This is a genomic window from Fibrobacter sp. UWEL (assembly GCF_900142535.1).
GTDB lineage: Bacteria > Fibrobacterota > Fibrobacteria > Fibrobacterales > Fibrobacteraceae > Fibrobacter.
Window position 1 is genome coordinate 246,769 of record NZ_FRBE01000001.1, and the last position, 23,290, is coordinate 270,058.

Annotated in this window: 22 protein-coding genes; 17 read left to right on the plus strand and 5 right to left on the minus strand. The window is 49.2% G+C overall.

The features are described from left to right. The first annotated feature begins 8 nt into the window (after positions 1 to 8). From BUB59_RS01040 to BUB59_RS01060, 5 genes are all read left to right on the plus strand, one after another. Positions 9 to 1,325: a U32 family peptidase C-terminal domain-containing protein gene (locus tag BUB59_RS01040; RefSeq protein ID WP_073224777.1), complete on the plus strand. Its 1,317-nt coding sequence runs from the start codon at positions 9 to 11 to the stop codon at positions 1,323 to 1,325. 17 nt (positions 1,326 to 1,342) lie between these two features. Next, a complete protein-coding gene (locus tag BUB59_RS01045; protein ID WP_073224779.1) occupies positions 1,343 to 1,804 on the plus strand; it encodes a hypothetical protein in 462 nt (153 codons plus the stop codon). Between the two features lie 374 nt (positions 1,805 to 2,178). Continuing rightward, positions 2,179 to 3,657, plus strand: a complete 1,479-nt coding sequence (locus tag BUB59_RS01050; protein ID WP_073224781.1) for a DnaA ATPase domain-containing protein — start codon at positions 2,179 to 2,181, stop codon at positions 3,655 to 3,657. Between the two features lie 2 nt (positions 3,658 to 3,659). Further along, complete coding sequence (locus BUB59_RS01055) at positions 3,660 to 4,544, plus strand: NAD-dependent epimerase/dehydratase family protein (RefSeq protein ID WP_073224783.1); 885 nt, start codon at positions 3,660 to 3,662, stop codon at positions 4,542 to 4,544. 49 nt (positions 4,545 to 4,593) lie between these two features. After that, on the plus strand, positions 4,594 to 5,763 hold the full coding sequence (locus BUB59_RS01060) for a hypothetical protein (RefSeq protein ID WP_143160160.1): 1,170 nt from the start codon (positions 4,594 to 4,596) through the stop codon (positions 5,761 to 5,763). Between the two features lie 294 nt (positions 5,764 to 6,057). Here the strand turns inward: BUB59_RS01060 and BUB59_RS01065 are convergent, their stop codons facing one another. Beyond that, the gene (locus BUB59_RS01065; RefSeq protein ID WP_073224787.1) at positions 6,058 to 6,636 is read right to left on the minus strand and encodes an FKBP-type peptidyl-prolyl cis-trans isomerase; all 579 of its coding nucleotides are present in this window, start codon (positions 6,634 to 6,636) and stop codon (positions 6,058 to 6,060) included. A 42-nt stretch (positions 6,637 to 6,678) separates the two neighbouring features. Next, positions 6,679 to 8,802 (minus strand): thrombospondin type 3 repeat-containing protein, encoded by a 2,124-nt coding sequence (locus BUB59_RS15725; RefSeq protein WP_073224789.1) that lies wholly within the window; start codon positions 8,800 to 8,802, stop codon positions 6,679 to 6,681. Positions 8,803 to 8,891: 89 nt separating this feature from the next. On the opposite strand from BUB59_RS15725, the gene BUB59_RS15685 reads away from it, so the two are divergent. The 3 genes from BUB59_RS15685 to BUB59_RS01080 all read left to right on the plus strand — a co-directional run bounded on the left by BUB59_RS15685 (position 8,892) and on the right by BUB59_RS01080 (position 11,658). Then, positions 8,892 to 9,026 carry a hypothetical protein gene (locus BUB59_RS15685; protein ID WP_255370633.1) on the plus strand — a complete coding sequence of 45 codons (135 nt, stop codon included), beginning with the start codon at positions 8,892 to 8,894 and terminating at the stop codon, positions 9,024 to 9,026. A 17-nt stretch (positions 9,027 to 9,043) separates the two neighbouring features. Further along, positions 9,044 to 9,247, plus strand: a complete 204-nt coding sequence (locus tag BUB59_RS01075; protein WP_073224791.1) for a hypothetical protein — start codon at positions 9,044 to 9,046, stop codon at positions 9,245 to 9,247. Positions 9,248 to 9,327: 80 nt separating this feature from the next. Next, positions 9,328 to 11,658, plus strand: coding sequence for a LysM peptidoglycan-binding domain-containing protein (locus BUB59_RS01080; RefSeq protein ID WP_234979887.1), 2,331 nt, complete (start codon positions 9,328 to 9,330; stop codon positions 11,656 to 11,658). 77 nt (positions 11,659 to 11,735) lie between these two features. Here the strand turns inward: BUB59_RS01080 and BUB59_RS01085 are convergent, their stop codons facing one another. Beyond that, positions 11,736 to 12,515 carry a hypothetical protein gene (locus BUB59_RS01085; protein WP_073224793.1) on the minus strand — a complete coding sequence of 260 codons (780 nt, stop codon included), beginning with the start codon at positions 12,513 to 12,515 and terminating at the stop codon, positions 11,736 to 11,738. Between the two features lie 107 nt (positions 12,516 to 12,622). Between BUB59_RS01085 and BUB59_RS01090 the strand changes: the two genes are divergently transcribed. The 7 genes from BUB59_RS01090 (at position 12,623) to BUB59_RS01120 (ending at position 18,744) form a co-directional block, all read left to right on the plus strand. Further along, positions 12,623 to 13,366 carry an ankyrin repeat domain-containing protein gene (locus BUB59_RS01090; RefSeq protein WP_073224795.1) on the plus strand — a complete coding sequence of 248 codons (744 nt, stop codon included), beginning with the start codon at positions 12,623 to 12,625 and terminating at the stop codon, positions 13,364 to 13,366. Between the two features lie 268 nt (positions 13,367 to 13,634). Beyond that, positions 13,635 to 14,429 (plus strand): DUF3450 family protein, encoded by a 795-nt coding sequence (locus tag BUB59_RS01095; RefSeq protein ID WP_073224797.1) that lies wholly within the window; start codon positions 13,635 to 13,637, stop codon positions 14,427 to 14,429. Beyond that, complete coding sequence (locus tag BUB59_RS01100) at positions 14,429 to 15,934, plus strand: MotA/TolQ/ExbB proton channel family protein (protein ID WP_083540101.1); 1,506 nt, start codon at positions 14,429 to 14,431, stop codon at positions 15,932 to 15,934. The genes BUB59_RS01095 and BUB59_RS01100 overlap by 1 nt, the downstream gene beginning before the upstream one ends. Position 15,935: 1 nt before the next feature. After that, positions 15,936 to 16,667 (plus strand): MotA/TolQ/ExbB proton channel family protein, encoded by a 732-nt coding sequence (locus BUB59_RS01105; RefSeq protein ID WP_234979888.1) that lies wholly within the window; start codon positions 15,936 to 15,938, stop codon positions 16,665 to 16,667. A 2-nt stretch (positions 16,668 to 16,669) separates the two neighbouring features. Further along, on the plus strand, positions 16,670 to 17,074 hold the full coding sequence (locus tag BUB59_RS01110; RefSeq protein ID WP_073224799.1) for an ExbD/TolR family protein: 405 nt from the start codon (positions 16,670 to 16,672) through the stop codon (positions 17,072 to 17,074). Positions 17,075 to 17,123: 49 nt separating this feature from the next. Continuing rightward, positions 17,124 to 17,783, plus strand: a complete 660-nt coding sequence (locus tag BUB59_RS01115; RefSeq protein ID WP_234979889.1) for an energy transducer TonB — start codon at positions 17,124 to 17,126, stop codon at positions 17,781 to 17,783. Then, positions 17,773 to 18,744, plus strand: a complete 972-nt coding sequence (locus tag BUB59_RS01120) for a tetratricopeptide repeat protein (protein WP_083540102.1) — start codon at positions 17,773 to 17,775, stop codon at positions 18,742 to 18,744. Before BUB59_RS01115 ends, BUB59_RS01120 begins: the two co-directional genes overlap by 11 nt. Positions 18,745 to 18,816: 72 nt before the next feature. On the opposite strand, the gene BUB59_RS01125 is transcribed toward BUB59_RS01120, so the two are convergent. Continuing rightward, positions 18,817 to 19,785, minus strand: a complete 969-nt coding sequence (locus BUB59_RS01125; RefSeq protein WP_143160162.1) for a hypothetical protein — start codon at positions 19,783 to 19,785, stop codon at positions 18,817 to 18,819. Further along, the gene (locus tag BUB59_RS01130) at positions 19,778 to 20,635 is read right to left on the minus strand and encodes a TIGR02147 family protein (RefSeq protein WP_073224969.1); all 858 of its coding nucleotides are present in this window, start codon (positions 20,633 to 20,635) and stop codon (positions 19,778 to 19,780) included. Before BUB59_RS01130 ends, BUB59_RS01125 begins: the two co-directional genes overlap by 8 nt. A 167-nt stretch (positions 20,636 to 20,802) precedes the next feature. On the opposite strand from BUB59_RS01130, the gene BUB59_RS01135 reads away from it, so the two are divergent. Beyond that, entirely contained in the window at positions 20,803 to 22,128 is a 1,326-nt protein-coding gene (locus BUB59_RS01135; RefSeq protein ID WP_073224803.1) for an MFS transporter, read from the plus strand. Positions 22,129 to 22,166: 38 nt separating this feature from the next. After that, positions 22,167 to 23,285 carry a hypothetical protein gene (locus BUB59_RS01140; RefSeq protein WP_073224805.1) on the plus strand — a complete coding sequence of 373 codons (1,119 nt, stop codon included), beginning with the start codon at positions 22,167 to 22,169 and terminating at the stop codon, positions 23,283 to 23,285. The last annotated feature ends 5 nt before the right edge of the window (positions 23,286 to 23,290 follow it).

Sequence of the window (23,290 nt, forward strand, 5' to 3'; positions counted from 1 at the left end):
ATTTCAATATGTTTAAGCCTGAATTGCTCGCTCCCGCAGGGGACTTGACCCGAATGAAATATGCTTTCGCATACGGCGCCGATGCCGTATACGCAGGCCAGCCCACTTTCTCCCTTCGTTCTCGTGAGAACGGCTTCAAGAATCTGGATGACCTGGCGGAAGGTATTGCCTACGCCCATGCCCGCGGGAAGAAGTTCTATCTCACTAGCAACATCATTCCCCGTAACGTGAAGGTGGAGTCTTTCCAGAAGGCTTTGCTTGCTGCCATTGACTTGGGCCCGGACGCTCTGATTGTGGCTGACCCTGGCTTTGTGGGCTGGATCCGCGAAGTCCGTCCTAATGCGGAAGTACACTTGTCTGTACAGGCGAATTGCACCAATTACTTGACTGCAAAGTTCTGGCAGGGTCTTGGTGTGAAACGCGTCATCTTGAGCCGCGAACTGCGCCTGGCGGAAATCCTTGAAATGAAGGAACGACTTCCGGATTTGGAACTGGAAGTGTTCGTCCACGGCGCCGTCTGTATGTCTATGTCTGGACGTTGTATGCTGTCCAACTGGGTGGTTCATCGTGATGCTAACCTGGGGGCCTGCGATAACTCCTGCCGTATGCCTTACCGCCTCTATGCCAATGAAGGTCCGCAGGTGGAAGACTATCGCGAACATGAGGGTAATTTCACTCTCCAGCGTACGGACCGTCCGGAACTGGATCCCATCGCTCTGGATGAAGATACCTGGGGTACTTACTTCATGAGTAGTCGCGATCTGTGCGCCATCGAAGTCGTTCCCGAACTGATCAAGGGCGGTCTGGAATCCTTCAAGATCGAAGGTCGTACCAAGTCTGTTTACTACTTGAGTCAGGTGGTTCGTGCTTACCGTATGGCTATTGATTCCTGCTTCGAGCAGATTAATGCCGGTAAGGAACCTGCAATTTCTGATGAAAGCCGTCGTGCAGTGACTTATCTGGATGGTCGCGGTTTCATGCAGGGCTTCCTGAAGGGCCCGCTGCCTCAGAATTACGAATCTACCCATATGCCTGCTGATGCGGGATGTGTGGCGGCTCAGATCCTGGATTACGATGAAGCCTCCCATTCTGTCCGTGTAAATGTGAAGAATCCCTTCACCATGGACGATAAGCTGGAGCTGATGACTCCCGCAGGAATGGCTACTTGCCCGGTGGAATCCATGAACGATTTTCGTGGTGGTGCTGCTGACCGCTTGAATCCCGGCACGGAAGGTCGCGTATTTTTGCCCAAAAACGTAAAATTTGACAATAATAACGCAGAATTTTCCTTTTTTGTGAAGGATTTTCCCCAAAAATCTCTGTAAATACATAAATTTTCGTTATGGCTGTAGACGAAGCTACAAAGAAACAAGATCAACTTGAGCTCTACCAGATCGACGAGTCTGCGATCATGCCTTTCTTCGAAAGTCATGTGGAAGAGTTGCGCAAGTTCATCGCAGAAAGGGAAGCTGCTAGGCTTTCCCTTCTGGAGCTTCTGAAACAGTACATTCGTTCCCTGAAGCAGCCCTTCAATATGCGCCGCTACATGGACGTTCAGTCTACCTACATCCGCCAGACTCTTCAGCAACAGAACGAAGATCGTCAGCAGGCGGTGAGCCACTGGATTCAGGAAAATGCCAACAAGCATCGTTGCCGTATGATTCAGCTCCAGTGTCTCTATCTGGACCGTATTAAGGATCGTCTTCTTCCCGATATTCAGGCTCTTCTGGATCGCAGATTGGATCATCTGCATTCAAAATTGGAACAGATGAAGTCCGAAAACGAATCCAAAAACAATCCGTAGTCTAACTCCTTATTATTCAATAAGTTAAGGAAAAAGTGGCGAAATCTGCGTAAAAACGCAGGTTATTTTTTTATAAACTTTTCAGAATAATTCAGCAAACACCGCTTTTCAATACCATTTTTTGTCAAGGGATTGTTCAAAAAATATCCGTTGATAAGTTGTGAAATTCATAGGGTTTCCGTTTTGATTGTTTCGTGATTAGTTGCGTAACAAACTTGTGTAGTAGGGGAGAATTGGTGTATATAAGAATTTTATGGCGAAATTCGTCTAAAAACGGCGTTTCCAAAAAAAAATGAAGGTAGGCTGCTTTTTCTCAAAACTCTTTACTTAACTTTTGTGCCTAAGTTTTTTATATCCTACCCGGTTAATATATCGTGCCCAATACGGTTTCTTTATTAGATCTTGTTTCGTCGCCCTGGCAGTCTGTTCTTGAACAGATTCGCATCCAGTGCAATGACTACTTCGGCCTGACTATTTTCGATGAAGTTGGTTTCGATGGTGTAGTTGACGGATATGCTTCCCTTACTGTTCCTAATGAACTTTGTGAAAATTGGGTGAACACCCATTATGGCTCTATTTTACGTAAGGCTTTTTCTTCCGTATATGGATCCCAGTTCAAGGATTACCGTATTAGACAGGTGGCTCCCTCCCAGTCTGTTCCGGAGATGAAGTTCTCCACGCCCAAGGCCCCCCTTATTCCTGTCGCCCCTCGTGCTGCAGTTAAGGCTCCCAAGGCCCCTCGTCGTCCGAAGTTGAAGCTGTACGCAAGCTTTACCTTCGAAAACTTTGTGGAAGGAGACTGCAACTCCGTGGCCCTCAAGGCTTGCAGGACTGTGTCCGAGAATCCGGGCAATCCGGATTTGAACCCGCTTTTCGTCTATGGCGCATCTGGCCTGGGCAAGACTCACTTGCTTCAGTCCATTGCCGTCAATATTCAGAAGAGTCAGCCGGCGGTCAAGGTTCTGTATTGCGACGCATACGAGTTCCTTCGTGATTCTACCGCTATGGCCAAGGCCCTGAATCTCAAGGCTGGCAATGTGCGAGATCTTGCAAATGCCTATCAGGAAAAGTACGAAAACTGCGATGTGTTGCTTCTGGATGACGTCCAGCTGCTGGAAAGAGGCCTTGTATCCCAGGAACGCCTGGCCATTTTGATCCGTCATCTGCGTGCTCAGGGCAAGCAGGTGGTGCTGTCTTGCGACCGTCATCCCTCTAGCTTTACCGGCGTTGAATCCAAGACGGAAGTGGATGCCAATTATAAGGCTGGCATTCCCAGCATTTCCGCAAAGCTTCTGGCTCCCTTGCAGTCCTGCGTGGCAGTGGGCTTGGAACAGCCTGATCTTCATACCAGACTTCAGCTGATTCAGGCGAAGTCTGTGAAAATACCCTTTGTCCAGCGGGATCGAGAGGAAATCTGCAGGTTTCTCTCGATTCCGCCCCGTCAGAACATTCGCATTATAGAAGGTATCCTCAACTGGTTGGGTGCCATGAATCAGTTCTGCCAGGAAAATCTCGATTTGAACGCCGTCAAGCGTCTGATGGCTCCTACTGATGTGAATCAGCATATGGAACTTACCCTGAAGGGAATTGCCGAAACGGTTGCATTTGAATTCGGTACGGATTTGGTGGCTCTCTCCAGCCATCGCCAGGATGCAGGCGTTTCTGTGCCCCGTAAGGTGGCTATGTACCTCTGTCGTGAACTGACGACAGAATCCCTGCAGAATGTAGGTGCGATTTTCAATCGTGATTATGCCACGGTAATCGCCGCTATCAAGTCGCTCAATAAGCAGTTGGATGCGGACCAGGACCTTGCCCGCAAGGTTCAGGACATCCGGTATTTGCTGGAAGCCTAGTAATGCTTGCTTTGGTGACGGGTGGCGCCGGCGTCGTAGGGAAGGCGCTGTGCCGGGAGTTATTGCAACGCGGTGTGTGTGTGCGCGTTCTGACTTTACCGGGCGATACGTTGGCAAAGTTTCTACCTCCCGAAGTGGAGGTCTTTTATGGGGATGTGACGGATCCGTCCACCCTGAAGTCCGCTTTTGATGGTGTGGACCTTGTCTACCATCTGGCGGCAATTCTTTTATCCACAAAAAAGGGCTCCTTTGACCGTATTAATACGGGGGGCACTCAGAATGTGGTCGACGCTGCTGTTGCTGCAGGCGTTAAGCGACTTCTCTATGTTTCCAGTATTTCCGTAACATACCCTGTACTGACGGAGTATGGACAGAGTAAACTGAACGGGGAAGCCATTGTGAAGGCTGCCGGTGAAAAGTCCGGACTTCAATGGAGTATTGTACGCCCTACCTTGGTGATCGGAGATGGTGGCGGCATCGAATTCAAGATGTATGCCGACTATGTGAAGCGCTTTCCCGTATATATGCTTCCGGGCGGGGGAAAGGCTCTTAAGAAACCTGTCCGTAGTGTGGATCTTGTCAAGGGAATTGCCTCTGCGGGCCTCTCTGACAAGGCTGTGGGGAAAACTTATGCCCTTTGCGGCTCCAAGGACGTTTCCATGGCCCAGATGGCAAAATTCGTTCTGAAACAGGCTGGAATGCATCACCTGATGATTCCTCTTCCCTGGTGGATTTCAAAAAAACTAGCTGTTCTAAAAAGCTGGGTCGGTGGAAAGCCTGTGACTGCGGAACAGGCCCTGGCGGGATTCCTTTATGATGCAGTCCCTTCCTTGGATGCAGCATCCCGTGATTTAGATTATCATCCGGGCTCACCTTTCGAAGAATAGTTCCACTTTGCAAATTTTTATTTATATTCCCTCTTGAAAGAGGTGTTTTATGAATAAAGTGTTTAAAAAGTCCCTTTGGGCATCCGCATGTGTCTCCGCAATGTTCTTAAGTGCTTGCGGTGACAGTTCCAGTACATCCAGCAACGTGGAAAAGGAAGTGGGGCCTTCCAGCAGTGTGGAAAGTTCTTCCTCTGCCGAGGAACCGTCTTCCTCTTCCGTTTCTAACATCGATGTTCCCGAAGGAACCCGTGTAGCGACTCTGGCTGACCTGGAAAAGAATATGTTGCTGGGCGAAATGTTCGGTACCAAGGTCTATCTGGCAACTGGCGCCAAGCATGATGTTTATTCCATCTGGGTGCCCGATACTGCCTGGATCGGCTTCCATAGCGAGTTTAAGGATGGAACGATTACCTTTGGTAAGGACAATGGTTACTATGCCGGCATTGACGGTGAGAAGGTCACTGAAGAAATGGGTAAGTTCTTCGAAAAGGGTGGCTCCATCAGCTTTGTCGTGAATTCCGAAGACAAACTGCAGTTCGCCTTGAATGGCGGTGACTATCAGGATGTGGAAGTGGCGAAGGTTGCTGTTTCCAAGAACGCCATTTCCAATGGGGATGACCTGACCGGACTGAAACTGGAATGTAAGGATGGTGATTCCCAGGTGAGCTATACTTTCTACGAAGGTCGTTTCCTTCAGGAAAGTGAAGGCGAAAATGGCTTGGAATGGGCTGCAGGCTATTACGATATCCAGCGTAGTAAGCTCCTGATGATGCAGACCTTCTTTAATACCAAGGCCTACGTTCCTCTGATGACTATGACTGTGGATTCCGATTACAATCTCACGTCCGTCACGGGTACAGCCTATAAGTGTTCCAAGAGCAGTTTCAAGTTTGAATCCATTGATGCCGATAAGATTGCCGGTGAATGGGTTGCTGACGATGATGGCCTGGATTGGACCTTGACTTTGAAAAAGAGTGGAGATTATTCCGTCGAGGCGAAAAAGGCTGGTAATTCGGAAGAACTGAAGTCCGGCTATTGGGATATTTACGGCGACTTGCTGGTGCTTCGCAACAGGAGTTGTCTCAATCCCGATAAGTGCGTCAGTGCTGTTAAGGGCGTTGTAAGCAACTTTGATCCGGAAAGTGGATTTGACTTCGACCATTCCGACACGAATACACCCGCAGTTCCCAAGACCTGGACTGTGCAGCAGTATGAGTAATGATGTAGGGGGTTCCACCCCCTAGACCCCCGAACGAAGGGCTGCGCTTTCACTGGCTTATGCCAGCTTAGCTTGCTCTTCGTTGTTGAGGGGCGCTGAAGCGCCTCCTCAAAGATTGGATGAAAAAAGACACGGCTTTGGGGCCGTGTCTTTTTGCTTGAATTTATTTTAGGGATCTAGACTACTTGTCCTTGCAGTCGCATTCTCCACCACACTTACAATCGCCTTCGCCGTTGCAATCGCAATCGCCTTCACCTTGGGCGCATGGGACAAGTAATACTCGCTTCGCTCGCCTTACTTGTCCTTGCACTTGCAGTCGCCTTCGCCACCGCACTTGCAATCGCCTTCTCCATTGCATTCGCAATCACCTTCGCCGCCGCAGCATTCGCCTTCGCCCTTGCCGCACTTGCACTGGTGCTGCTGGAACGGAGCCAGATCCTGTTCGGTGGCTTCGCGAACTTCCACAACTTCAATTGCGAAGTTCAGGTTCTTGCCTGCCAGTTCGTGGTTTGCGTCAATCACTGCCTTGTCTCCGTTAACGGACTTCACGCGGATCGGCATGGGACCTGCGGGAGTCTGTGCGTAGAACTGCATACCGGCTTCAACCTTGTCCACACCCTGGAAAACGCTAACAGGAACTTCCTGAGTCATACGTTCATCGTATTCGCCGTAGCCTTCGGAGGGAATGACCTTGACGTCGAACTTGTCGCCCACTTCGTGGTCATACATAGCCTTTTCAAGACCGACGACGATCATGTGCATGCCCTGGATGTACTGCAGGGGGTCGCGGCCAGCGGAGGAGTCAATAACCTGACCTTCGTCGGAGGTGAGAGTGTAGTGCATCAGGACAACGGTCTTGTCAGCAATCTTCATAAATATCCTTTGGTAAAATGAGGCGTCATCGCCAGTGGGTGTTTAATGTAGCAAATTCTCTTCCTGCATCTCAACAGGAGTGAGGCTAATGACACCGGTCTTTCCCTTTTTGTTTGTATCGTCATCTCTTTCCTTGTCTTCCTGGATAAAGATGCGATTCTTCTTGATGCCCTTGCCGGTAATGTAATTCAGGATGGCTTCCATTCTCTGGCGCGCCAGTCGGGCGGTGTCATCAAAGTCGTCGTCCACAAGGCATTGAATCATGAGGCCGATGGGGTATTCGCGCATGTAGGCTACAATGTCATTCAATGCGGTGTAGCTGGAATTGTACAACACGGAATCTCTGGATTTAAAACGAACTCGCTTGGCGATGTCGTTGAAGTTCAGCTTGCTGTTGAGAGGACAGCCGTTGGCGTCTGTTTTAACGTTAGGGAGCGATCCCATACAATGATCTGCCCAATCCGGAACGCCATCTCCATCGGAGTCGATAGGGCAGCCGTTCTCGTCAATTGGAGCGCCTTCGGGAGTGTCCTTACACTGGTCCTCTTCGTCGTAGATGCCGTCCTTATCCTGGTCCAGGCGGCAACCGAATTCATCCACCTTCATCCCTGCAGGAGTTTCCGGACAGGAGTCCTTCACATCGGGAACACCATCGTTGTCCATGTCGGAGGGACAGCCCCAGCTGTTTACTTTTTCGCCTGGTTCGGAATTCGGGCACTTGTCATAATCGTTGGGTACGCCGTCCTTGTCAAAATCCAGAGGGCAGCCAACTTCGTCAATGGAAATTCCTTCGGGCGTATCAGGGCACTGGTCCTTATCGTTGGGAATGCCGTCGTGGTCGGAGTCAATGGAGCATCCGAATTCGTCGGACTGTTCTCCCGGTCGTGAGTCGGGACACTTGTCGTTGTTGTCGTCAATACCGTCATGGTCGGAGTCAAGTGTACACCCGTCCTCGTCCACGGCAAATCCTTCGGGAGTGTTCAAGCACAAGTCTAAATAATCGTAGACGCCGTCGTGGTCAAGATCCAGAGGACAACCATTGTAGTCTACGGCAAGACCGCGCATGGTGCCAAGGCACAAGTCCACAATGTTCATGACTCCGTCCTGGTCTTCATCCACGGGGCAACCACGGGAATTTACCGCCATGCCGGGAGCGGTATTGGTGCAAAGGTCCCTACGGTCAATGACACCGTCTCCGTCACTATCGCTCCAGCTCAAGTTAAACATCTTGCTTGCAGTAACAGCGACGCTTACGTCGGGTGTGCCCGCCACCTTGAATCGCATATTCTTGTCGCCGGATTTCAGCTGGATGTCACGTCCTGCCTTTTTATCCTTCAGGTAGTTAATGCCAACGTCACTGGAAATCGTCAGATAGGTGTAGTTGGGAAGATTCAGTCTCATGGCGGGAGTCATGCGCAGGGGGCTTTGCTCAATGTAGTCAAGGACATTATGCATCTTGATGGGCGTTTCGCCAGACACTTCAAGAGTGACACTTACCAAGTTGATTGGGGTAATGATCAAGCCCGCGCCCCAGAGGACGTAGTTTTCGTCATTGTCGTGAATCTTGAGGACGCCCGCGTAGGAATTAACGGTCAAGTACTTATTTAATTCTGCAGACAAGTGCAGGTTGGCGCCAATGCCCCAATTCCCTGCGGTATAGGCATAGGAATTATTATCAAAGTCAATGTGCCAGCTGTGTCTTGGTCTAAAACCCTTGCTCTTGAGACCTGTGGGGAGGAGTATTTCTCCGCTTACTCCGAAGGAGAATACGTCCAGTGCGTTAATGGACCACTTTGCCGTAAGTTCCATATCGCCCAGGGCGAAACCGTCCAGTTCGCCTCCACTGATCTTGCCGTCATAATGGACGGGAATGTCCAAGCCGAATTCAAAATTATCCAGCGGAACAAAACTGATGTAGAAATTCTCGTCGTTGGATGGAGCCTTGCTGTTGAGCTCCACCTGTTCCCCTTCCTCGTTTGTATAGAATCCGTCTATACTCAAGGGGTTTCCATCACTAATCATGGAGTAACTTCCAGACAAATAAAGGAAACCCTTGTCATTCGTTTTCGCCGAAGGAACGTGAATTCCGCTGATGGACTGCAGAGGTGACACCTGTGCAAGGACTGTCACCGCAGAAAAAAGCAGAATAGAGGCGAAAAACTTCATAAATGTGCAAATAAATTATAAAAAAATTACAACATCCTATTTGCAAAACCATTTTTGTGTGTATATTTCACACGAAGTTTTACGATATCATGAATCAGTATCCGTCTTGGCATAGAAAGTCGCAGAAAGCCTACAAGGTGAACAGGGTGGTCATCATCCTGCAGATGGTTGCTTCTCTCGTGCTGAGTGGTGTGATTCTTTATGGTATTGCGCGTCTTTTTTAACATCTAGAGGTCAGTGTATGCCCTTTGCTTATCATTGTGGTCGCCGCCCCAAGAATGACGGCTTTGATAGCTCCGTTCCTTTTCCTAACGAGGAAGAAGAAGTAGAAGAAATCGAAGAAGAAGAAGAAGTGGACGAAGAAGTCGACTTCGACCATCAGTCTTTTAAAACAGGTGAGCGCCTCTGGTCCGACTATGCTGAGGACTTGGATTACGACCAGTGATCCTCGTACGTAGTACGTTCCTTCTGGCGCTAGCTTTTCTAGCGTCCCTATTTATCGCGTGTGCACCAAGGCCCAACTCCTTGGCGCATTCTTCGCATATTCAGACGGAAGAGAATGTTCCTGCAGGGGAGGTCCAGCCTGTAATTAATGATTCCTCCGTAAGCCTAAAGGTGAAGGAATCTCCTGTTGATGAATCCATCCTCATGGCCGAGGAAGATACCGCCTTCGTCCAGCCTTCCTGGAAAAGTTTCCGCTATGCGGTTCAGGCCATGGAGGACATGCAGTGGGTTGTAGCGAAGCGCTATCTGGACTTGTCTCAACGTCAGATGGCTCAGGAAGTAAAGAAGGCTACTCCCGAGGATTCCCTCTATTACGCCGAAATGCCCATTATGATTCAGCTGGCGACGGACGAAGTTCTGATTAACTGTCCCGAGGCAGCAAAGCTGGCTGCTGAATCAGCCTTAGAGGATGTGGCCTCCATCGAGGAGGATATGGCGGATGACACCGCACTGTTCCGTCTGGAAAAGTTCCTGGACACCCTTGATGTTTCCCAGTTCACATTGCCGGTGCAGTTCAATGAACGTGTGGTTCAGGAAATTTATTACCTGACGGGGAAGGCCAAGAGCTTCATTTCGGGCTCCCTAAATCGTAAGACCGCCTTTGATTCCCTAATTTACGCAAAGATTGATGAAGCCAAGATGCCTCGTGACCTGATCTACCTGTCCCTGGTGGAATCTGGCTTCAAGGTCCGAGCCTATAGCCGTGCCAAGGCTTCTGGCTTGTGGCAGTTTATTCCCGAGACCGGTAAGCGTTACGGTGTTGACGTAGACTTCTGGCTGGACCAGCGTCGCAATCCTGAAATGGCTACCGATGCCGCTCTAAAGTACCTGAAGGATCTTTATGGATACTTCGGCGATTGGCAGTTGGCTATGGCTGCCTATAACTGCGGTGAAGGACGCGTCCGTCGATTAATCCGTGAATTGAAGGCCGACTCAACCCGCGATTCAACCCAGGCCATTACTTACTGGGATTTGCAGCTGCCCTCAGAAACCATGCATTACGTGCCTCGTATTCTTGCGGCCATGGTTATCGGTCATTTCCCTGAACATTACGATATTGAAATCAAGCCCCAGAAGCTTTCCCCCTATGATACCGTCACGGTTTATGATTCCTTTGGCCTGGATGAAATTGCCAAGGCAATCAAGGTTAAGCCGGACACATTGAGGAACTTGAATGCCGAATTGATTATGGGCTTTACCCCGCCTAATCGTGAATCCTACGTCCTGAAGGTTCCTGTTGGCAAGCGCGATCTTTTCGTTAAGAATTACGATAAAATCGAGAAGAATAACTTCTCTGGCTGGGTGCATCACAAGGTCAAGAAGGGTGAGAGCCTAGGTAAGATTGCTTCCCTCTACAAGGTGAAGGTTGCTGATATCCAGCAGGCAAATGACATGCGCAATATGAAGGTTCGCGCTGGAAAGACTTTGCTTATTCCTATTCGTGTTGCAGGAGAATCCTCTTCTAACTCCGGTACAAAGAAAGCTGGCAAGGCCAAGATTTATGTAGTGAAGCTGGGTGATAATCTTGCAAATATTGCTCGCAAGTTTAATGTGGACCAGAACAACATCCGCATCTGGAACGATATGGACGCCGCCTCCGTTGTGGCTGTTGGCGATACCATTTTCGTTTCCAAGCCTGACTTGAAACCTTCTTCGGGTAGGGGCGAAAGACCTACGCCTCCCTTAAGCAAGAACCGCAAGTATGTTGTACAGTCCGGTGATAGCTACAAGGCCATTTCCGAAATGTTCGGCGTTCCCGTCGGGACGATTCTTCTTGCCAATAAGGGCTTTACGAAACGTCTGTCGGTGGGCGATTCCATCTTTATTCCTAAGTATACTCGCAAGTTGCCTCAGGCTCCTGCCCAGCCCGTGGTTGTGCCCGCAGCTCCTGTCAAGGAAGAATCTGCTAAGCAGTCGGTCAAGACCGAACCTGTGGCGAAGAATGATCCCAAGGCTCCTCAGGTGAAGGCTGGGGAAAAACTTTCCATCTATACTGTAGAACCTGGGGATAATCTGGGATATATCTCCATGCTGTTTGGCATGTCTATTTCCAAGATTCAGGAGTTGAATAACCTGGGCAAGTCTGTGGATATTCGCGTGGGGCAGAAACTGTACGTGATTGGCGACAAGAAGGATGTGAAGGCTGATCCTAAGGCCGCTGCAAAGACGGACGCAAAGAAGCCTGAACAGAAGAAACCTGCGGAATCCATCCGTCAGCATACAGTGAAGAAAGGCGAAAGCCTCTGGGATATTTCCCGCCAGTATCAGGTGACCATTGAGGAAATCGTCAAGTGGAATGAACTTCCTAATACAAAAATCAAGGAAGGCATGACCCTCAAGATTAAGAAGTAATCTTCCCTCAAAAAAAAGAATCTGCTTCATAAGCGAAGCAGATTCTTTTTTTTCGGGGGCCAGGTGAACCCCATACATTAAAATAAAGTAATTCCTAGGGACACGTAAGGCTGGAAGTAGGTGTCAAAATCCAGCATGAATTCGTCACCGTCTCTCGTTTCAGAAATCTTGCGTTCAAAGTACGTGTGGAAGTATTCGTGGGAATTACGAACACCTGCAGAGAGTACCGCCCTGTGCCAGGCCATTCGGACACCAGCACCGTAGGCGTAACCGTAGATCACCGGGGAGAGGAACTTGGTGTTGTCGGAGAAGAAGGTCTTTCCGAATAGTGCGCCCACAAATGCGTAAGGCTTTAACATGAACTGGTAGGTGTAGCTTTCCACCAGGGGCAGGGCAAAGTCGCAACCCAGCTGGAAAAGAGCCGTATGAATTTGATGTCTGCCGTCAATATCGGAAGAATCTAGGGGGGTGTTTCCGAAGTCTTCAAAATCTTCAATGAATCCAGCCAGGTCATCGTAGGCGGCATTTTTATTACGGGGATGGTGGCTGACGCCGATGTACTGGTAGCCTGCCATTACGTAAAGATCGAACCATTCTGTGACAGGAAGGCTGCCGGAAGCACCGTAGATGTAGGAATTGTCGATGGTGATATTGTACTTCATGTCGTGAACCTTGTAGCTGTAGTTCACGTTGCTCATTTTGATGTTGTTGAATTCAACGTAGGGACCAAAGGATCCGCGGTCCTCGTAGGTATTGTTTTCGCTATCGTCTTGGCCTGCCATGGAGTTGTCGTATACAACTCGGTCGGCAAAGGAAAGGGCTGCTGCCGCAAATGTGATAAAAATGATACGTTTCATGGGTAAAAAGATAAATAATTCTATGTAAATCGTTTTTTTTCGTGAAAAAAAAGCAAAAAAAGTGTATCTTTTGGTACATAAAAATTATTTCTCGCGGAGAATATACAATGAAGAAGAAGTTTTTGACCCTGTTGGCTGCTGCTGGTTTGATGTTTTCTATGACCGCTTGCGACGACAAGCTGGATACTAGCGATCCTGCATCTGTTCGTAAGTATCTGACCAAGCAGAAGGTTCCGTTTACTCCCAACCAGTTTGTTGCATATGCAGCTGCAGGCGACACCGCTATGATGACCCTGTTCCTCCAGGGCACCTTCGAAATTGATTCTCCCACCGAAAGTGGTAACAACGCAGTGGCTATCGCTGCAAATAAGGGCAACATGACTGTCCTGAACTACCTCTTCGATCATGGTGCAAAGGCAAACGTCCGTAACGGTCGCGGTGAAGCTGTTCTGGATAACGCCGTTTCCATGGGCAACAAGGATATCGTTGCTCGCATTATGGAACAGCTGAAGAAGGAAGGCGCTGATCCTCAGGCTATGTCTACTGCAGTTCTTCTGGCTGCAAAGACTGGTAAGGCTGACATGCTGGAAGTTCTGGCTGATGGTGGTGCACCTCTGGAAACTCGCGCTGCTGATGGTTACATGCCGATTCACTGGGCTGCTAAGGAAGGTAACTACGATGCTCTCGTGGTGCTCATCAAGCGTGGTGTTGATGTTAACGTGAAGTGCGGTCAGGGCTACTCTGTTCTTGACTGGGCTACCAATGCTGGTTGGACCCGCTTGATTAAGGAAATCAAGAAGGCTGGCGGCAAGATTACCCCGAAATACTTGAAAGATTCCAAGGCTAAGTAGCCTTGGAATCTTCAGGAGGCTCCGCGCGTCCACAAAGTGGACAATTCTCACTAAGGGCTAAAGCCCTAAGTGTTCATTAGCCTGGACTCCTTTGAAACTTGCAAAGCAAGTTTCGGACTCGGGGTGATTGAGGGTGTTCGGCCTGTTGAAAATTATTTGGACCTCTCCGTTATGGAGGGGTCTTTTTGTATGTAGATTTTTGCATTAAAATGCTCATTTTTTAGAGAAAATACGCATTTTTGGCTTTCTTAGTTTGTATTTTTAGGTTATGAAATTTTCCCTATTGACGAAGATGTTCCTTTGCCTGTGCTTGACTGGTGTTTTTGCTGGTGCACAGGAAACTGTGGAAAGTGTCCGTCGCCAGATCAAGGCGGTGGAGGCTGAAGCAGCCCGCGAAAAATCCATGCACGATACCGAGAAAAAGCGCCACGCCGAATTTATCGAAGTGGGCCGCAAGAAGGTGCAGGCATTGTCCTCTCAGAACAAGACCTTGAAGGCTGAAATTGATTCCTTAAAGGCTGAACTGAAGAATCTGGCGGATGCTCGTCAGAAGGCTGCTGGCACGGTCCGTTATTTCGAAAACAGGAAGGCTAAGTATGGGGAGGCTCTGGCTAAGGTCATCGACTCTCTGGCTCCTGTATTTGAAGCGGACTTTCCGTACCGCAATGAGGAAGTGGTCAATAGCGTAAAAGAAATTGCAAGCCAGCTTCAGAAGAACTTGATCGAGGCGGACGATGGCTTGAATCGCACTCTTGAAGTGTTCTACGATCGCATTCGCCTGGGCTATACCACCGAAGTTTGGAAGGGCTTCCTCCAGGTGGGTAATCGCAATGTTGCCGGTACTTACCTCCGTTACGGTGCCGTTGCTTCTATCTTCGTCAGCAACGACGGTAACGATGTTCTCTGGCTTTCCAAGAATGGAAACTCTTACGTCTGGAACAATGTGTCCGATGACTTGGCCATGCGTACCGCCCTGAAGGATGTGATGAAGGTGGCTGAAGGAAAGACTGCTCCCAAGCTGGTCACCATTCCCGTGGTCGTTCTTCCCAAGGAGGCTAAGTAATGATGTTCCTTAACCTTCGTAAATTTATTGCTCCTGTGGCAGTTGCCGCAGTTCTTTGCGTCGCTCCTTCCTTCGCACAGAAGAATGGGGAAACCATTGACGCTGTCAAGAAACGTGCTGAGCTGAACAGCGCCAAGGCCGATCTTGAAGAGGCTCGCAAGAAGCGTGACATGGCTGTTGCTGCTCGCTGGAAGGACCGCGAGACGGCCAACCAGGAACGTGAAATGTTCAACGAGAAGTACAACGAGAATAAGGAAAAGGTGGATGCTCTTATGAGTGAACGTGCCCGCCTTTTCGAAGATGTTCGTGTCGCTCGTGAAGACTTGGCTCAGGTAAAACTCCAGGCAGAAAAGGCCCGTGCAGAATACTTGTCCTTGGCTGCTGGTCCGGAACGCCTTGAAACTCTTGCCAAGTTCCAGGAGCAGGGTATACCCTTTAAGGTGGCCGAACGCGTCGAGGCTCAGAATAGGGTCAAGAAGGAAATGGGTCTCTATCGTGATGATCCCGTTCGTATCGCAAAGTCCATCTTGAAGGTGGCTCAGGAAGAAATGGCCTTCACCCGTGAAATCCAGATGGATCGTGCGGAACTTGTGTTTGGCAGTGTGGTGGCTGAAGGTTATCGCCTGCGTCTTGGTGGTCTGTACGCCATGCAGATGGCCAACTCCGCCATGGATTCCCTGGGCAATCGTCCCAGTGCTTTGATGCTTCCGGTGTCCGGCGAGAAGAAGCGCGTCTTTAGCTGGCAGGAAAATCTTACTCCCGAAACCAAGACGGATGTGTCCAAGGTGTTTGATAACGCTGTGGATTCCGCCTATGTGAATGTTCCTGTGGATGTTCTCCTCAGTACTGAACTATCCTCCGAGCTGGCTAACCATCAGGAAACCACCTGGAAGGATGAGCTGACCACCTTCTTCAAGAATGGTGGCATCCTCATGTATCCCATTGTGACCTTGTTTGGCTTGGGCCTCCTGATTGTGTTGTGGCGCTTGCTGTACCTGCTGATCTTTGGCTTTGGTGGCTTTGGCGCTCGTAGGACCCTGAAGGCTCTTGAAGCCGGTGATATTGAAAAGGCTCGTGTAGAAAGCAAGAAGGCTTACGGCAAGGTGGGGAAGGTCCTGAAGACAATCCTTACTAAGGAATACGGCGGCCGTGCCGCTGCAGAAAAGGCTTTGGAAGAAGTGTTCTCCGCTGAAGTTCCCAAGATTGAATCTGGCCTGACCTGGGTTTCCGTCTTTGCGGCAACCGCGCCGCTTCTGGGCTTGTTGGGTACGGTGATGGGTATGATCGAATTGTTCGACGTGATCACCATGCACGGTACTTCCGATCCCAAGCTTTTGGCTGGCGGTATTTCCATCGCTCTTGTCACTACGGAAGCGGGCTTGATTGTTGCTATTCCTCTCCAGCTCCTGCATACCTTCCTGGCTAACCGCGCAGACGCTCTTCGTGGTCGTATGGAAAAGGCTGGCCTTGCTGTTCTGAACGCCCTGTGGATCAAGGAAAAGTAATTTGATCGCTGGCGTAGACCAAAATTCCATTCTTGAAGCAGCCTTCGGCATCCTCTTTAGAGGTGGCTGGGTGCTCGCCCCAATCTTTGCATTGGGGTGGTTTGGTTGGTTTTTGATGATCGAACGCTATGGCTATTACTTTATGCTTCGGGGCAAATCTGTTTCCAGTTTCTGGAGCACCCTAAAGAAGAAGGGGGAGGACGCGGCCTTCAAGAAACTTTCTCGCCGTCGCTTTGGCTATTTCTATGCCTTGGTGAAGGATGTCCGTGATTATCGAGACCAGGGGCCCATTGCTGTTCGTAATGCCATGGAAGCCACACGTCATCGCATCTCCCTGAACTTGTCCAAATCCTTGAAGACAATTTCCACCTGTGCCGCTCTTGCTCCTATGATGGGTTTGCTGGGAACGGTTTCCGGCATGGTCCATACTTTTGAAACCATTCAGCTTTTTGGTTTTGGAAACCCAGTGCTTTTGGCGGATGGTATTTCCGAAGCGTTGCTCACCACCCAGGCTGGCCTGCTCGTTGCGTTCCCGCTGATGCTGGCTTATAATTATTTGTCTAGCCGTGTAGAAATCGTGGAAGACGAAGCCTGGAGCGAAGCCCTGAAATTTGAATCTTATGTGTTTGATTGCTCCGAGAGTCGTCCTGAGGAACTGTCCCCGTGTCATCCTGAGGAACTGCCCCCGTGTCATCCTGAGGAGCGAAGCGACGAAGGATCTAAAGAGGTTTAACAATGAGTTTTATTAGAAAAAGATCCCGCGATGCAGGCGGCATTGATGTATCTCCCATGTTGGACATGGTGTTCATCTTGCTGATTTTCTTTATTGTGACTTCAACCTTCACTCGCGAAACGGGCGTGGACGTAACAAAGCCCAAGGCTAGTTCTGCAAAGGAGCTGGCTAAGGAAAGTATCCTGATTGGTGTCACCCGTCAGGGAACGATTCACATTAACGAAACTCAGGTGAACCTTTCTACACTTCAGACTGTACTTCGCCAGATGATGGCGGAAGCTCCCGACCGCCCCGTCATTATTGTCAGCGATCGCGATGCTCCCAACGGTGTGGTGGTGGACATTCTGGATGAATGTAATATCGCCAAGGTCCGTAAGGTATCCATCTCCGCCAACAAGGAAGAATAGAAAGTAACGTCATTCTGAACGAAGTGAAGAATCCAGTAGAAACGGTGACATGATGAAGAACTTCTCGCTCACAGATTTTATCGCAAAGTACCTACGCTATCCTCTAGCGCTGGTAATCTCCTTTGTGGTGAGCGCCGTATTCTTCCTGGCCATTCCTGTATTGAATGTGCTTCTGTTTGATAAGGGTGTAAAGACCGAGAAGGAGCTGGAAACCGTTACTGAGGTGGAAGTCCTAGTCAGTGAGAAAAAGCCCGAAGTGAAGCAGAAGGTGATTCGTACCATCGTGAATCCCAATCCTTTTAAGATTTCCTCCAATATGGGGGTAGGCCGTTCCCAGAATTTCCAGATGGACTTGTCCCTTGCTCGCGGTGCCGCCGGTGATGGAGTTGCCGTTGGTACTGGCGGTATGGAAAACGTGGTTTACGAAGCGGGCGAAGTGGATGAACAGGCTCAGGTTCTTCGTGAAATTCAGCCCAAGTTCCCGGAACGAGCAAAGCGCATGGGCATCAACGGCTACGTGAAGGTGTTGATTGTAATAGACGTTTATGGCGATGTGGCCCAGACTCAGATTCTTACTCAGGAGCCTGCTGGCTACGGCTTTGATACGGAAGTGCTGAATGCCGTTCGCCAATGGAAGTTTAGCCCCGCTCAGCTTGGCGGATTCCCCGTAGCACAGAAGGCTACAAAGGAGTTCCGCTTTGTTAAGTAGAATTCTTCCCGCTCTTGTTTTGTCTGCCGTGGCAGTTTTTGCTGGTGAAGATTATTTCTTCAAGGCAAATGAACTTTATGACCAGGGTAAGTTCAAGGAAGCAGTTCCTCTTTATCGCGCCGCCATTGATGATGGCAAGTATGAGCCATTCGCCTGGTTCAACTTAGGAAACGCCATGGTCCAGCTGGATCGTAAGCAGGTGGCTCTGGTGGCTTACAAGCGCACCGTTGAACTCCTGCCTAATTTTGAGAAGGCATGGATGCTTATGGGCGACATCTACTATCTGGCTGGAGATGCGGGGGAGGCTATTGCCGCCTACAATCGCGCGGTTGAGCTGGGTGTGGAATCGGACCATGTTCATTTCGCTCTGGCGGAATGCTTCATGAAGGGCCGTGACTGGACTCTTGCACAGAAAAATTTTGAAAGAGCTCTCCAGCTGAATCCCGATCGTATGGATGCATGGTATGGCCTTGCCGAAGTTTACGAAAAGCTGGGCGATTATGAATACGCCATCAAGACTTTGCAGAACGCCTTGCAGATGACCGCTACTGCGGGGGCTGATGTTCATTTTACTCTGGCTTATTATTATCGCAGTATGGATTCCACTCGCCAGTCCTTGAATGAAATGGAAAACGGCTTGCTTATGGATCCAGAAAACGTTTCCGCCCGTAGATATCTTGCTCAGATGTATGTCAAGCAGGAGTCTCCCTGGATGGCTATTTTCACTCTGGAAGAAGGCTTGCGTCACAAGAAGGGCAAGGCTGATTTGAATCTCGACCTTGGTCAGATTTATTTCAACCAGAAACGCTATGACGAAGCTTTTGAATGTTACATGAAGGCTTGGCTGGCTGGTAATTCCCAGGGACGCATCGGTGCTGAGAATGTGGGTCATGTCTTTACCAATGCTGGCGATACGGAAAAGGCCGAAAGCCTTTACAAACGCATCCGCGAGAAGAAATAAGTCGTGATTAAATCAAATGAAAGGCACCTCCTTTAAAGGAGGTGCCTTCGTTTTTCTCTCTCAGGTGTTTAATTATTTCAAGTCAATATAAATGCCGTAGATGGTGAACTCGCTAGATAGGGTAAAATGGAATTCAACTGCGGAAAGGTTCTTTAAAAAATCTTCAAGAGAAACTTTATTTCCCCAGCCAGTTTCTTGCTTAAATTTTGCTTCAATCGAGATACATTCGTAATTGCGACTGGTTTTTGGGAGGCTTGCCTTGTAGTTGTTTCCTTCGGTAATGGTGTTGAGTGATTCGGATGGAGTCAATACAATGCTTAAACCGGCCGTTGATTTATAATCGACGCAGATGGTGGTCCAATTGGATGCATCAATCGATTGGAACTTGTCTGTGGAGCCTTTGATAGGTGCGCCGAGACCGAAGCCAAAGTTGGCGTAGGCGTACTCATAGGCAGTGCCTAATTTTGCCTCTCCCTTTAGGCCGCTGTTTTCGATGATAGATTGACTGTAGACGTCTTTCGTTGTGTCCGGACTATCTCCTACATCCCATATGAGTTTTGAATCGCCTCCTTCTAAGCTATCGGTTCTTGTAAACCAGTTTCCGCCTTCAGGACCGAAATCGGTGAACTTCATGTTGTCTTCTCCGAATCCACTCCATTCGATATCGCCTCCATGGACGCATCCGGTATAGCTGATTACGCCATTGATGTAAGCGGGCTTGCAAGCTACCGGCGGAGTGACTGGTTCTGTCTTGATGGAAGAACTGGATATTTCGGGAATGTATTCTGAACTGGAGGACAGTTCAATAATGTTGGACGAGCTGGAAGTGGGTTCAATGGTGGTGTTGGATGAACTGGATGGTTCAATCACCAACATGGAGCTGGATGACTGGATGTCACTGTTGTCTGCGATTCCTGCAGGGTCTACGGTAACGCCAGACACGTCTGGAGCTTGAACGGAACTGTCTCCGCAGGCGATAAAACTGCTAGCGAAAAGTGCAACAGAGGCTGCAACAATGCCTTTTTTGTATTTGTTATTCATGGTTTCCTCCATTGCGATCTTCGTCGCAAGTTGTTAAATCTTGTGTGAGTGGGAACATTTGCATGTTCAGTCGATAAACTCTTTCTACGGACTTGCTTTCGGATGCGATGACGGCAATTCTGCGCCTGCATTCGGAAAGCTCCTTCAGGATATCTTCATAAACGTCCTGAGAGATTCCTAGGGTAAGTCCTGTGAACTGGCGTTCCTTTTGAGGAATGTTGTCTAGGGCATCTAGGGCAAAACTTGCCATTTGACGGTGCATATTACGAATGGCCAGAGGGACAATGTCTGCGTCCGCAGCCGTAATGACCTTGTCTGTCTGCACGTAGTTTCCGTCGGAATCCTTCTGAAGAACGCCAGTCTTCATGAGGAACAGTAAGGTTTCTGCTACTTCTGCTGCGGAAATCTTCTGGTAACACTTGTGAGCCATTTCAAGAGGCTTTGCTCCAGGCATGGCGGGGGCTACTTCGCGAAGAACCGGATTTTTCCAGGAATCGAAGTAGGCAAATTCGTCGGCGCCCATAATCTTGACTTTGTTGGCTGTGGCGATTGCCTGCATTAAATCGATTGCGGTCTTCTTGTCTGTGTCGTTCTTTGCGTGGCTAAAAGAGACCAATGCTCGGAAAAAGGACAGCTCATAGCCGGTAAGGGCCATGGCGTTTGCCACTTTTTCTACTGCAACGGGGCTCAAGCTTTTCTTGCCACTGCAGACGTCCTTCAGGTACACGGGAGAGCCAAATCCGGCCTGTGCGGCGAACTCTCTCCAGGTAAACGCGGACGTTTGCTTGTGCTCGTCGTAGTAATCCTGGATGTACTGACGGTAGTCTTTGTATTCCACTATTGTTTTCATGTACATGAATATATCTATTTGTACTCTAATTGTCAATAGGTAGAGTACAAAAATCTAAAAAATTTTAAAAATTATAGCATTTGATTTTAAAATATTGAAAAATGACTAAAAATAGAGTACAAATGGACCGGTGAACGGTTTGCTTCATATTATTATATAATACAAGTATGGTTTTTCTGCTGATAGTCATCTATGTTGCCTTTATTGGCCTGGGTCTCCCGGATACGATTCTGGGGGCGGCATGGCCTTTGATGCAGAAAGATCTATCAGCCCCTCTTTCTGCAGCAGGCTTGCTGTCCATTATCGTAAGTGTGGGAACTATCATATCCAGCTTGCTTACGCCAGGTTTGATGCGCCGTCTAGGAACGGGAAAACTGGTTGCTTTTAGCATTGGCTTTACTGCATTGGCCACTGCGGGTTATGGATTTGCGACGGCTTTCTGGATGATGTGCCTGTGGGCCATTCCCATGGGGCTGGGAGCTGGTGCCATTGATGTTGCCCTCAACAATTTTGCGGCAATCCATCTGGAATCGAAACATACCAACTGGCTCCATGCTAGCTGGGGTATCGGTGCTTGCCTTGGGCCTGCCATTCTTTCTGCATCCGTATTCCTGGGAGCAGGCTGGCGTGGTGCTTATGAGCTGAATGCTGTTTTGTTAGGGGCCATCGTGCTGATGATGCTTGTGGCCTTGCCCTTGTGGAAGCGGGTGGAAAAGCGCAAGGGATCCGGTGAACGTAATGGGCGAGGTTCGTCTAGCGATAAGGATATTTCCTTACGGGCCGCATTGCGGGTGCCGGGAATGAAACTGTCCTTCTGGACATTCTTCTTCTATTCTGCGTTGGAAATTTCCACCAGCCTCTGGTGCGGTACCTATTTGGTGGCTCGAGGATTTGCTCCTGAAATCGGGGCGTTGGCAGTTTCCCTCATGTTTGCAAGTGTCATGGTTGGGCGCATTGCCAGCGGTTTTTTTGCCATCAAGTTTACGGACCTGCGATTGATTCACGCAGGCATCGCCATTGTGATTGTAGGATGCTTTATTCTGGTAATGCCTCTGCCCTTGTGGTTTACTCCTATTTGTATTTGCATGCTGGGTCTAGGGTGCGCTCCTGTTTATCCTTCATTGATTCACGCCACTCCGGCTCGATTTGGAGAAGAACTTTCGGGACGTGCCATTGGTATACAGATGGCCGGTTCCTACGTTGGGTCCGTGTTGATGCCTCCCGCCTTTGGATTTGCGGCTACCCATTTTTCCGTCATGTTGTGGCCTGTGGCTTTGGCCATCTTTGTGGCATGTCTCCTAATTTGCGTCTGTCTTCTGGATTATGTCACCCGTAAAAAGCTGAACAATGCGTTTGCTGCAGAACGCATTATGGATGTGGTTCATCAGGTTGAAGAAATGGACGCTACACGCCGTAAGCTCCGCAAGGAACGCCGTAAGGCTAAGCGCAAGGCCCGTCAGCTGCAATTGCAGAAGGCTCTGAAACGGAAATAAGGATTCGCTTTCAAATCTTTTATTCTACATTTGCAGTCATGGCAAAGAAGAAAAAGTTTTTTAAGTCCCCGGCTCTGGCTCAGGCCAACCGCAGTAAGGAAGATCGTCTTCGCGAAACATTGACTCAGGTGGTGAATGGCACAAGTCGTTTACTGAATCGTCCTGACGACCTGTACGAAGCGATCGCTAACGGCATTGACGATATTGAAAAGTTGACTGATCCTAAGCTGCAGCTGGAACTTCTGGCATGGACTCTCCGTACGGACTTCCTCACATTCAAGACGGATGATGAAGAGGAACAGAGCTATTGGGAAGGCCTGTATTATGATGCAGGAACTTTCTTCGTGGAAATTGCCAAGCAGTTTGAGGACAAGGACTATGTGGCTGACCTGATCCATGACCTAGCCGTGCGCCATGTGGGTGGGGAAGGCCGTTCCGTGTTGTTCCTGAGCGTTGAAGAAGTGATGCCCGTGGAACGAGCAAGTAAGTTATTGAATGAACTTCTGGAAGAAGAAGACCAGTTCGCTGATGAAAACCGCGAAGACGTTCTGGATGCCATTTGCGATATGGCGGATGCCATTAATGATGGAACCAACTACGCCAAGGCATCTCTGCTGAAGGATCCGGATAAGAGTAATACTACTCTTCTGGATATTGCCAATGCTTACCTTACCTCCGGTAATCTGGCTATGGCTAAGCAGTGGCTAAACGATGTGAAGAATCCGGGTAATGAAGATGAGGAAGCCTACCTGGATATTCAGGCTGCCATTGCCGACCGTGAAGGCCGCCAGATGGATTGCATGAAGATTGCCCGTGAACTTTATGAAAAGTTCCCCAAGGTGATGAACCTGGGTCGTCTCTGCTCTCTGTTGCCGGAATACGACGTAAAGCTCTTGCTGGAAGAACATGAAAAATTCCGCTGTGGCGATACTGCTGATATTGAGTTCATGCAGCTGCTGGCAGCAATGAAACGTTATGAACAGCTGTCGTCTTACGTGACTCGCTTTGAACAGGATCTTGCCGGTATGGACGCCGATGAACTGAAGGAACTTGCTGATGCTGTTGAAAAGGACGGCCAGAAGGATCTTGCCAATCACATCCGCGACTGGATTGTGGAAGAACCTGAAGAAGCAGAAGCCTTCGACGACAAAGACTAATGCCT

What these genes read in the sequence shown, in the direction of transcription:
- BUB59_RS01140 (WP_073224805.1), top strand. Translation starts at nt 22,167, where the DNA reads ATGGCAAAGAAGAAAAAGTTTTTTAAGTCCCCGGCTCTGGCTCAGGCC.
- BUB59_RS01115 (WP_234979889.1), top strand. Translation starts at nt 17,124, where the DNA reads ATGATGAAGAACTTCTCGCTCACAGATTTTATCGCAAAGTACCTACGC.
- BUB59_RS01045 (WP_073224779.1), top strand. Translation starts at nt 1,343, where the DNA reads ATGGCTGTAGACGAAGCTACAAAGAAACAAGATCAACTTGAGCTCTAC.
- BUB59_RS01065 (WP_073224787.1), bottom strand. Translation starts at nt 6,636, where the DNA reads ATGAAGATTGCTGACAAGACCGTTGTCCTGATGCACTACACTCTCACC.
- BUB59_RS01135 (WP_073224803.1), top strand. Translation starts at nt 20,803, where the DNA reads ATGGTTTTTCTGCTGATAGTCATCTATGTTGCCTTTATTGGCCTGGGT.
- BUB59_RS15725 (WP_073224789.1), bottom strand. Translation starts at nt 8,802, where the DNA reads ATGAAGTTTTTCGCCTCTATTCTGCTTTTTTCTGCGGTGACAGTCCTT.
- BUB59_RS01100 (WP_083540101.1), top strand. Translation starts at nt 14,429, where the DNA reads ATGATGTTCCTTAACCTTCGTAAATTTATTGCTCCTGTGGCAGTTGCC.
- BUB59_RS01125 (WP_143160162.1), bottom strand. Translation starts at nt 19,785, where the DNA reads ATGAATAACAAATACAAAAAAGGCATTGTTGCAGCCTCTGTTGCACTT.
- BUB59_RS01110 (WP_073224799.1), top strand. Translation starts at nt 16,670, where the DNA reads ATGAGTTTTATTAGAAAAAGATCCCGCGATGCAGGCGGCATTGATGTA.
- BUB59_RS01040 (WP_073224777.1), top strand. Translation starts at nt 9, where the DNA reads ATGTTTAAGCCTGAATTGCTCGCTCCCGCAGGGGACTTGACCCGAATG.
- BUB59_RS01130 (WP_073224969.1), bottom strand. Translation starts at nt 20,635, where the DNA reads ATGAAAACAATAGTGGAATACAAAGACTACCGTCAGTACATCCAGGAT.
- BUB59_RS01060 (WP_143160160.1), top strand. Translation starts at nt 4,594, where the DNA reads ATGAATAAAGTGTTTAAAAAGTCCCTTTGGGCATCCGCATGTGTCTCC.
- BUB59_RS15685 (WP_255370633.1), top strand. Translation starts at nt 8,892, where the DNA reads ATGAATCAGTATCCGTCTTGGCATAGAAAGTCGCAGAAAGCCTACAAG.
- BUB59_RS01085 (WP_073224793.1), bottom strand. Translation starts at nt 12,515, where the DNA reads ATGAAACGTATCATTTTTATCACATTTGCGGCAGCAGCCCTTTCCTTT.
- BUB59_RS01090 (WP_073224795.1), top strand. Translation starts at nt 12,623, where the DNA reads ATGAAGAAGAAGTTTTTGACCCTGTTGGCTGCTGCTGGTTTGATGTTT.
- BUB59_RS01075 (WP_073224791.1), top strand. Translation starts at nt 9,044, where the DNA reads ATGCCCTTTGCTTATCATTGTGGTCGCCGCCCCAAGAATGACGGCTTT.
- BUB59_RS01055 (WP_073224783.1), top strand. Translation starts at nt 3,660, where the DNA reads ATGCTTGCTTTGGTGACGGGTGGCGCCGGCGTCGTAGGGAAGGCGCTG.
- BUB59_RS01095 (WP_073224797.1), top strand. Translation starts at nt 13,635, where the DNA reads ATGAAATTTTCCCTATTGACGAAGATGTTCCTTTGCCTGTGCTTGACT.